Source organism: Streptomyces sp. NPDC012510 (genome assembly GCF_042955065.1).
GTDB lineage: Bacteria > Actinomycetota > Actinomycetes > Streptomycetales > Streptomycetaceae > Streptomyces.
In genome coordinates, this window is sequence record NZ_JBIBEN010000052.1 from 1 (window position 1) to 9,082 (window position 9,082).

Annotated in this window: 6 protein-coding genes and 1 pseudogene; 1 reads left to right on the forward strand and 6 read right to left on the reverse strand. The window is 72.0% G+C overall.

Translation table 11 applies throughout. The annotated features are described in order from the left end of the window. The 4 genes and pseudogenes from ACFY9I_RS41930 to fmt all read right to left on the reverse strand — a co-directional run. Positions 1–632: pseudogene (locus ACFY9I_RS41930) on the reverse strand (hypothetical protein); the annotation flags it as partial. A gap of 4 nt (positions 633–636) precedes the next feature. Beyond that, the gene (locus ACFY9I_RS41935) at positions 637–1,986 is read right to left on the reverse strand and encodes a right-handed parallel beta-helix repeat-containing protein (protein WP_391012642.1); all 1,350 of its coding nucleotides are present in this window, start codon (positions 1,984–1,986) and stop codon (positions 637–639) included. 699 nt (positions 1,987–2,685) lie between these two features. Further along, positions 2,686–4,116 carry a transcription antitermination factor NusB gene (locus ACFY9I_RS41940; protein ID WP_391012644.1) on the reverse strand — a complete coding sequence of 477 codons (1,431 nt, stop codon included), beginning with the start codon at positions 4,114–4,116 and terminating at the stop codon, positions 2,686–2,688. Between the two features lie 164 nt (positions 4,117–4,280). Continuing rightward, entirely contained in the window at positions 4,281–5,213 is a 933-nt protein-coding gene (gene fmt / locus ACFY9I_RS41945) for a methionyl-tRNA formyltransferase (protein ID WP_391012647.1), read from the reverse strand. A 496-nt stretch (positions 5,214–5,709) separates the two neighbouring features. Here fmt and ACFY9I_RS41950 point away from each other — a divergent pair, with 496 nt between their 5' ends. Next, entirely contained in the window at positions 5,710–6,267 is a 558-nt protein-coding gene (locus ACFY9I_RS41950; RefSeq protein ID WP_391012650.1) for a hypothetical protein, read from the forward strand. A 63-nt stretch (positions 6,268–6,330) separates the two neighbouring features. Here ACFY9I_RS41950 and ACFY9I_RS41955 read toward each other — a convergent pair whose 3' ends face one another. Then, positions 6,331–8,535, reverse strand: a complete 2,205-nt coding sequence (locus tag ACFY9I_RS41955) for a primosomal protein N' (RefSeq protein WP_391012652.1) — start codon at positions 8,533–8,535, stop codon at positions 6,331–6,333. A gap of 166 nt (positions 8,536–8,701) precedes the next feature. Further along, positions 8,702–9,082 (reverse strand): methionine adenosyltransferase domain-containing protein (locus ACFY9I_RS41960; RefSeq protein WP_391012655.1); only part of this gene is annotated, 381 nt, incomplete at its 5' end.

Below are 9,082 nucleotides of genomic sequence, written 5' to 3' on the forward strand. Positions count from 1 at the left end.
ACGGGGATCGAGACGAAGCTGACGTTCCCGTCGTACTTCCTCGTCGGATTGGCCCGGTAGAGCTCGGCGCCGGTGTAGTGCACGCCGTACCAGTAGTAGGTGTCGCCGAACCTGAAGACCCCACCGCCCTGCGAATAGATGGGGTTGCCGCTGGTGTCGTTCCAGAAGGTGTTGTTCGTGATGGTCTGGAACGTGCCCTCGTCAGCGGCCACCAGATCGGCAGCGGCGGACATCAGCGCCGTCTTCGCGTCGGCGACGGCCGACGTGGAGGCCGATGTGTCGCCCGCGACACGGCCCGCGTGGGTCAACGCCTTGGCGAAGGGGGCCCAGGAGTCCGCCGTGTACTTCGACGGAGTGCGGGTCTGGTAGTCGGACACCAGGTACTTCAGGCCGCGCTCCCCCACCGGTTCGGCGACGGCACCCTGGTCGTGCAGCTCCGCCGCCGGTGCCCCCGTCACCGGTGCCCCCGCCGCCGGTGCCCCCGTCACCGGTGCCCCCGTCACCGGTGCCCGCGCCGCAGGTGTCCGCGCGGCAGCGGTGCTCTCCGAGAGCGGTGCCGCTAACGCCACGGACAGCAACGCGGCGGCGGCCACCTTCCAGTACTTCGAAACGACACGCGATCCTTGCCTCACGATGTCACCTTCCGTCGTTCTCAAAGGCGCCGAGATCCGGCGCACTTCCGCTGAAGGGCAGTCCCACGTCGGTGCCCTTGTCGATCAGGGCACTGTTCCCCGCGAGACGGAGGTGGGGCAGTACGGGCAGGCTTCCGTCGGCCTGGCGGGGCGCGTCCCAGCCGGACGTCGACACGCTCCGGAACTGGGAGTCCGACAGGGGGACGCCGAGGTTGAAGGAGTTGTACGCGGCGTTCGTGCCGGTCATGTTCGACGTCGCCGTACCGGTGTAGGCGATGTTGTTGCGCAGGTTGCCCCGGCCGACGGCCGCGCCGCGCGAGTCGATCCCCAGCATGTTGAAGTTGGGGCGGTTTCCGAAGCCCGTGTTGTTGAAGAAGTCGTTGGCCACCGGGTGGTGGTTGGCGTAGAAGCCGGCCGCCTTGTTGAGGAACGCCACCGAGAAGCGGACGGTGTGTTTCGGCGCGTTGGCCTCGTAGTCACCTCCGTAGCCCCCCGACTTGAACCCGGCCCCGTTACCGGAGGATGTCGTCGTCCCCGGCACGTACCCGTTGCGCCAGGCCCACGAGTTCTCGATGATCACGGGCGAGTAGGTGGAGATGAGGTCGAAACCGTCATCGGCGTTCCACCACGCGCGGCAGCCCCGGAACACGTTCGCGGGCCGGCCGGCCGGCGTGTAGTGCGAACCGAACCCATCGGCGTTTTCGCCGGGCCCGTCATTGCTGCGCGGGTCGTAGTTGTCGTGCGCGTCCGAGTTGAGGACGAGGTTGCCGCCCCCGCCGTTGATGAACAGGCCGGTCCCCATGTGGTGGTGGGTGTCGATCTGCTCGAAGATGTCGTTGCTGCCTGACACCCAGATCCCCCAGGACTCGGCGTTCAGGTTGTTGTTCTGGGGAACGCCGGTGACTTCCAGTCCTTTGAGGTGGAGCCAGCTGCCGGTGACGTTGAAGCCCTTGATGCGGCAGTTGTCCGTCATGCGCGAGAAGTCGAAGACTGGTTTCTCGCCCGGATGCGCCCAGTACCGGATCGGGTTTCCCGAGCTGCCGCTCTTGTTCAGGGTGATCGCGTCGACTCTGGCGGTCTGGCTGGAGCAGGTACTGTTCGCCCGCGTGTAGGCGTACGTTCCGCCCCGGATATAGACCGTGTCACCCGCTTGGGCAACGGCCTGCGCGCGGGCGATCGATGCCCACGGAGCGGCCTGTGTACCCGCCGCGCCGTCATGTCCGTTCGGGGCGACGTAGTAGGTGTTTCCGGCCGCCGCGTCGCTCGCGGACGCCGAGCCGGGAGCCATCGCGACCGAACTCGCCATGACCCCCGAGAGCAGGAGAGCAGGGCTGACGAACTTCGCGGTTCTCACAGCGTCATCTCCCGGGGTAGGTGATGTGGTGATCGGTGGTGAAGATGCTCAGATGGCTGTGGCCGGCGCTGGTGTGCACGACTTCCTCACGCCAGTCGCCGAGGCGGGCGTGGCCGAGCCGACCAGCCGGAACCCACCCATCCGGAACCCACTCATGGAGATGCCTCCCGTCACCACTGATGCGGAGGTACAAGGACCCGAGGCGGCGGGGGCCATGCATGGGGATCTGGTCGTAGCCCGCCCCAGAAACAGAAAATGGGAACGCTCCCACACCGCTTTCGAAAGAAAGCGTCGCGATAGGCGTCTCATCTGTCAATCGCTGCGCCTCAATCCCTGGAAACTCAGGGGCAGGCCTTCGGCCACAGGCGTGACTGCCCAGCAGCCTTGAGGCGCAGCACAAGGTCAGGGACGCCATTGGCCTACCAGGCACGCGACAACGCACCGGACCGCCGACAACCGGCCACCGTGCCATGAGCCCGTAGGACCGAACGGACTGTGCACGTTCACATGAACGGGCCGTCCCGCCTCTCAAGCCTTGGCTGAGAGCACGGCGTCCGGACCGTCTTGCACCACGCCGTTCAAGGGACGGCGGTCACCACGCGAAGCCCTGCGTCGCGCACCGCACGACACCACCCCGGCTGGATGGCCCGGAGGGCCGGACACAGAGCCGGCCAGCTTTCGGCCATCGCGGGACAAGCCTCAGGCGACCCGCCGGATCAGGGCCAGATACATGGCATCCGTCCCGTGCAGATGCGGCCACAACTGTACGTCGGGGCCCTCACCGAGCGCCGGTACGCCCTCCAGCAGGGGTCGCGCGTCGATCAGCTCCGCCGCGTCGCCGTACTGCTTGAGCACGTCGTCGACGACCGCGCGGGTCTCGGCCAGGTGCGGCGAGCAGGTCGCGTAGCCGACGACGCCACCGACCCGTACGGACTCGAGCGCGGTCCGCAGCAGCGCGCGTTGCAGCGGCGCGAACCCCTCCAGGTCCTCGGGCCTCCGCCGCCAGCGGGCCTCGGGCCTCCGCCGCAGGGCTCCCAGCCCCGTACAGGGCACGTCCATCAGCACCCGGTCGAACGCCCCCGGCCGCCAGGGCGGACGGGTCCCGTCGGCGGCGATCACCTGATACGGCCCGGGGTTGCCGTCCAACGCCTTCGCGACCAGCCCGGCCCGGTGCGGCTGCTTCTCGGAGGCGAGCAGCACGGCCCCACGCTCGGCTGCGAGGGCGGCGAGCAGCGCGGCCTTGCCGCCGGGCCCGGCACACCCGTCGAGCCACGCCCTGTCGGGGCCCTCCACCGGGGCGTTGGCGAGTGCGAGCGCCACGAGCTGGCTGCCCTCGTCCTGCACACCGGCGCGGCCTTCCCGTACGGCGTCCACCGCCCCCGGCTCACCGCCCTCGGCGAGCCGCACGGCGTACGGCGACCAGCGCCCCGCCACCGCGGACTCCTCCGCGAGCAGTTCCTCGGTGGTGGCCCTGCCAGGCCGGGCGACGAGAGTCACCTCGGGTCGCTCGTTGTCGGCCTCCAACAAGTCCTCGATCCCGGCACGCCCACCACCGAGGGAGTCCCACAGCGCGGAGACGACCCACCGGGGATGTGAGTGCACGACGGCGAGATGATCCTCCGGATCGTCGTCGTAGGGCGGCGCCACTCGCTCCAGCCAGCCGTCGAGATCGTGCTGCGCGACCTTGCGGAGCACGGCGTTCACGAACTTGGCGCGCCCGTCCCCGAGCACGACCCGCGCGAGATCGACCGAGGCGGACACGGCCGCATGAGTCGGGATCCGTGTCCCCAGCAACTGGTGCACACCGAGGCTCAGCACATCCAGCACCGGCGGATCGACCTCACGCAACGGCCGGTCCACACACTCCGCGATGACCGCGTCGTACGAGCCCTGTCGCCGCAGCGTCCCGTACACCAGCTCGGTCGCCAGCGCCGCGTCCCGCCCGTCGAACTTGTCGGGCCCCTCCTTCTCCCGCGCCCTGCGCAGCAGCGGGGGCAGAACGAGGTTCGCGTACGCGTCACGTTCATCCACGGCCCTGAGCGCCTCGAAGGCGAGGATACGGACGGGGTCCTTCTGGGGCCGACGGTACGGCTTGCCCGGCTTGCGCGGACGGCGGGACTGCTCACTCACGAAAAATGTGCTCCGGATACGGGACGAGATGCCACCCCCAGCGTACGCCGCGGGGGCGGAGCGCCGGGCGTCGGCGGCCCGGGCGCGGGCGGACCGCTTCGGCGCCGACGATTTGGGGCTGGGGGCCTTGCGTGGAGGGGTGCCTGACGACAGGAGTGGCCGCGTCAGTTCCCGACGGACTCGCCGGAGGCGATCCGCACCCCACGCGCCCAGTCGGCGGCCCGCATCGGCTTCTTGCCCTGCGCCTGCACCCAGAGCAGTTCCACCGCGTACGACCCGGTGCCGGCGTACAGGTTGTTCTTGCCGACGTCGAGCGCGCCCGGGGCGAGATCGGTCCGCTCGGGCACCGGCACGACCTGGATGAGCTTCAACCGCTCACCACGGAACGTGGTCCAGGCCCCGGGAGCCGGGGTGCACCCCCGCACGACCCGGTCGACGCGCAACGCGGGCGTGGACCAGTCGATGCGGGCGTCCTCGACCGTGATCTTCGGCGCGAGGGTGATCCCCTCGGCGGGCTGGGGCACGGCCTTCAACGAACCGTCCTCGATGCCGTCCATGGTGGCGCCGAGCAGCCCCGACCCCGCGAAGGCGAGCCTGGTCAGCAGATCACCACTCGTGTCCGTCGGCCGGATCTCCTCGGTGACCGTCCCGTAGACGGGCCCCGAGTCGAGCCCCTCCTCGATCAGGAAGGTGGACGCCCCGGTGATCTCGTCCCCGGCCATGATCGAGTGCTGAACGGGTGCGGCGCCCCGCCAGGCGGGCAACAGGGAGAAGTGCAGATTGACCCACCCATGGGCGGGCACGTCGAGGGCGACGCGAGGGAGCAGGGCGCCGTAGGCGACCACAGGACAGCAGTCGGGCGCGATCTCCCGCAGCCGCGCGAGAAACTCCTCGTCCCTGGGCCGGTGCGGCTTCAGCACCTCGATGCCGGCCTCCTCCGCCCGCTGCGCCACCGGGCTCGCGACCAGCCGCCGCCCCCGCCCCGCCGGCGCGTCCGGCCGCGTGACGACAGCGGCCACCTCATGCCTCCCCGACACGATCAACGCGTCCAACGCGGGAACAGCGACCTCTGGGGTACCAGCGAAGACAAGCTTCATGAATGACTGACGGCCTCTCGAACAGAACTCCAACGCCCCACGCACCCAACACGGGACAACGCCCCAGTCTATGTTCCTCGCCCCACCCCGGACCGGACTGCACCACACCCCCAGGCCGGACTGCACCACGCCCCCCAGGCCGGACGCCACCGCCCCCACCCCAGGCCGGACGACACCGCACGACGGCCGCGCCCCCCGAACGACAACCCGCAGCCGCCCCGGGCCCGACGGGGGCCGCGGCCGCCAACGGCGAAGCACCCCCACGGGAGACCCGTACCTGTCAGCCGACTCGCACGAGCGGTGCGCGGGTGGGAGACCCCCGCCAAACCCCAGCGGCAACGGGGGCGCACCCCCACCCACGCGCCCCGCGCATATGCCCCCACGCCCCCACCCCGTTACCAGCGGAGCGAATTCGCGTTGGTCAAGAAAGAGTTGACCACTACGGGCCGCAATCGCGGCACATCCCTTCTTCAACGCCGGTTCGAGAGGCTTGTTCATGGCCGACCACGCAACCCACGACGCCCAGGCTCGGGCCAGCCTGCACTTGCTGGTGCGGGACATCGAGCGGGTCCGCCGGCAGGTGGACGCACTGCGCACCCTCACCGCCCAGCTGGGCAACGTCTACCGCCCGCGGCGCTCCGGCCCCTCCACGGGCTTCGTCGTCTACGGACGCGCCCCCGCCCCGACCGTCCGTCTCGCCCAGGAGCTGCGGGACAGCGTCGAGACCCTGGTCACGGCCGCTGTGGACTTCGACCGCTCACTCGGATTCTCATGGGACGCGGTGGGCTCGGCCCTCGGGGTCACCAAACAGGCCGTACACCGCCGTTACGGCGCACGCCGCGCCGCCGCCCAGGCCGCGGCGGAGGCGGAACGCACGGGCGAGCCCCAGGGCGCCCGCACCGTCAACGTCGGCTCCGGCCTCCCCACGGTCCCCGCGGCCCGCTCGGTGCCGGCACAGATGCCCGCGCACATGCCGACCCAGCCGACAGCGGGCAGCCCCACCCTCCGCGAGGAGGCCAGACCCACGGCCTTCCCCGGCCCACGCAACGGCTGACCGACCCCGACTGCCTCCCGGTGTCCCACCGGGAGGCAGTTCCCTGCCCCGAGACAGCCGCCCTCAGCCGATGTCCGACGGATCCACCCGAATCCGCACCCGCGCCGCCCCCTCGCTCCCGCCCCGCGCCATCCGCGCCGCCTGCGCGGTCTTCAACGCACCGGCCAACGCCGCCCCGCTTCCCTGGGGAACCCGGATCAACGCCCGCTCCCACTGCTCCCCCGCCGACGGCGCCCCCGCCCGCCGCGCCCTCCCCGCCTCCGCGGCAGCTCCCGCACCAGGCGCGCTCCCGGCCCCGGCGACCGGCGCCGCCACGGGCACCGGCCCCAACACCTCCGCGTCCGGCGGCAGTTCGACCGCCCGCAGGAAGTCGGCCACGGCCGGGCCGGTCCCGGACACGGCGGCCATCCGTGACACCGGCGGAAACCCCAGTTCGGCCCGCTCGGCGAGCTCGCGCACGGCGTGCCCCACCGGATCCCACCGCACGAGCGCCTGCACGGGCATCAGGGTCGGCTCGGCCACGACGACGACCGTCCCGCCGGCCCCCTGGCTCCGCACGAGCGCCGCGGCACCGATCCAGCGCCGCAGCGCTTCCTCCCCGGCCCGCAGATCGGGCCGTCCGAGCATGGCCCACCCGTCGAGCAGCAACGCGGCCGCGTACCCGCCCTCGGCGACCGGCTCTGCCCCCGGTGTACTCACTACCAGCGCGGGCGTCCCCGGCACGGTGTCCAGCACGTGCTCCCGCCCGGAGGTCCGTACGGGCACGGCGGGGAAGGCCCGTCCCAGTTCCTCGGCGGTCCGGCGCGCGCCGACGACCTGCGCCCGCAGCCGGTCACCCCCGCACTCGGGGCAGCGCCAGCCGGCCTCCTCGCGCCCGCACCACCCGCACACCAGTGCCCCGGCACTTTCCTGAGCCTCCAGCGGCCCCGCGCAGTGCCGGCACCGCGCGGGCTCCCGGCACCGTGCACAGGCCATCCGGGGCACATAGCCCCGCCGAGGCACCTGCACCAGTACGGGCCCTTCCTTCAGTCCGTCCCTGGCAATCTGCCAGGCAAGGCTGGGCAGGCGCGCCGCCCGAGCCGCCTCGTCCCGCGCCAGATCCCCGTCCCCCACGGTCCGCACCAGCGGCGCGGCAGCCCGTACCTGCTCCCGCCCTGCGACGATCGGCGCGGCCCACGCGCTCTCGACGAGCTGGGCGGCCTCGACCGTACAGCTCCAACTCCCGAGCAAAAAGCCGCACTTGTCCCGGGAGGCCCGCAGCTCCAGCACCTCCCGCACGTGCGGAAACGGAGCGTTGTCATCACTGTGGCTGGCGTCGCCGTCGTCCCAGATCACCACGAGCCCGAGATCCCGCACCGGCGCGAACATGGCGGCCCGGGTCCCCACGACGGCCCGCACGACCCCCCGTCGCACGGACAGCCACTCCCGGTACCGCCGCTCCTGCCCCGCGTCGGCGGTCAGCAGGGCGTGCCGCCCCTCGCCGAGGAGTCGCCTGAGCGCCTCGTCCACCCGAGCGGCGGGCCGCCCGGCTGGTACGACGACTAGTGCCCCGCGCCCCGAGGACAGTGTCGCCTGCACGGCCCGCGCGATCTCATCCGCCCATTCCGGGCCGGGCAACGCGGTCCACACGGCCCGCGGCACACCCCCGCCGGCCAGGGCTCGCAGGAATCCCTCCCCCCGCCCGTACCTCCGCCAGGACCCGGGCTCCGGCGCGGCGGGCGGGGGCGGGGCCTCGCCCATCTCCGCGGCCTCCGCCCGAGCGTGCCTCGGCGGAACGGCGAGCTGCAGCACATCCGCCAGGCTTCCCGCGTACCGGTCCGCCACGGCCCGCGCCAGCCCCAGCAGCTCGGGCCCCAGCACGGGCTCCGGCGATACGACCTGCGCGAGCGCGGCCAACGGCCCCGCGTAGTCGGATTCGGCGACCCGCTCGACGAGAAACCCGTCGATCAGCGAGCCGCCCTCACGCCGCCCTTCCCGGACATTCCGGCCCCCGGCCCCGAACCGCACCCGTACCCGCACCCCTGGCCGGGCGACGGCGTCCAACTCCTCGGGCACGGCATAGTCGAAGTACCGGTCGAGATGCAGCACGCCCTTGTCGACCAGCACCCGGGCGACCGGCAACTCCTTCGCCAGCGGCGCCCCCCGCCACGTCCGAGGCTTCGCCCTCGGCACCTTGGCCTTGCGCACCGCCTCCCGGACCAGCGCGAGCTGCTCCGGCCCCGCGTCGCCCGCCGAGCCGCCGCCCCTCGTCCCGTCCTCGCTGCTCACACCAGCATTCTTACCAAACCCCACTGACACCCGAGACCGTTCGAACGGTCCTTCGCGACGCCGGGGGCGGGGGTCCGCCCTCGCCCGGGGAGGTCGTACGACGCGCCGAGGCCCGGCGTCCCCAGAGGGACACCGGGCCTCGGCGGACCACCGAAGAACCGCTGGGCTACAGGCCCGCCGCCTTGCGCAGTTCGTCCACGCGGTCCGTGCGCTCCCAGGTGAAGTCGGGAAGTTCACGGCCGAAGTGGCCGTACGCGGCCGTCTGGCCGTAGATCGGGCGCAGGAGGTCGAGGTCGCGGATGATGGCGGCCGGGCGGAGATCGAAGACCTCGTCGATGGCCTTCTCGATCCGGTCGGTGTCGACCTTGGCGGTGCCGAAGGTCTCGACGAACAGGCCGACGGGCTCGGCCTTGCCGATCGCGTACGCCACCTGGACCTCGCAACGGGCGGCGAGGCCCGCGGCGACGACGTTCTTGGCGACCCAGCGCATCGCGTACGCCGCGGAGCGGTCGACCTTGGACGGGTCCTTGCCGGAGAAGGCACCGCC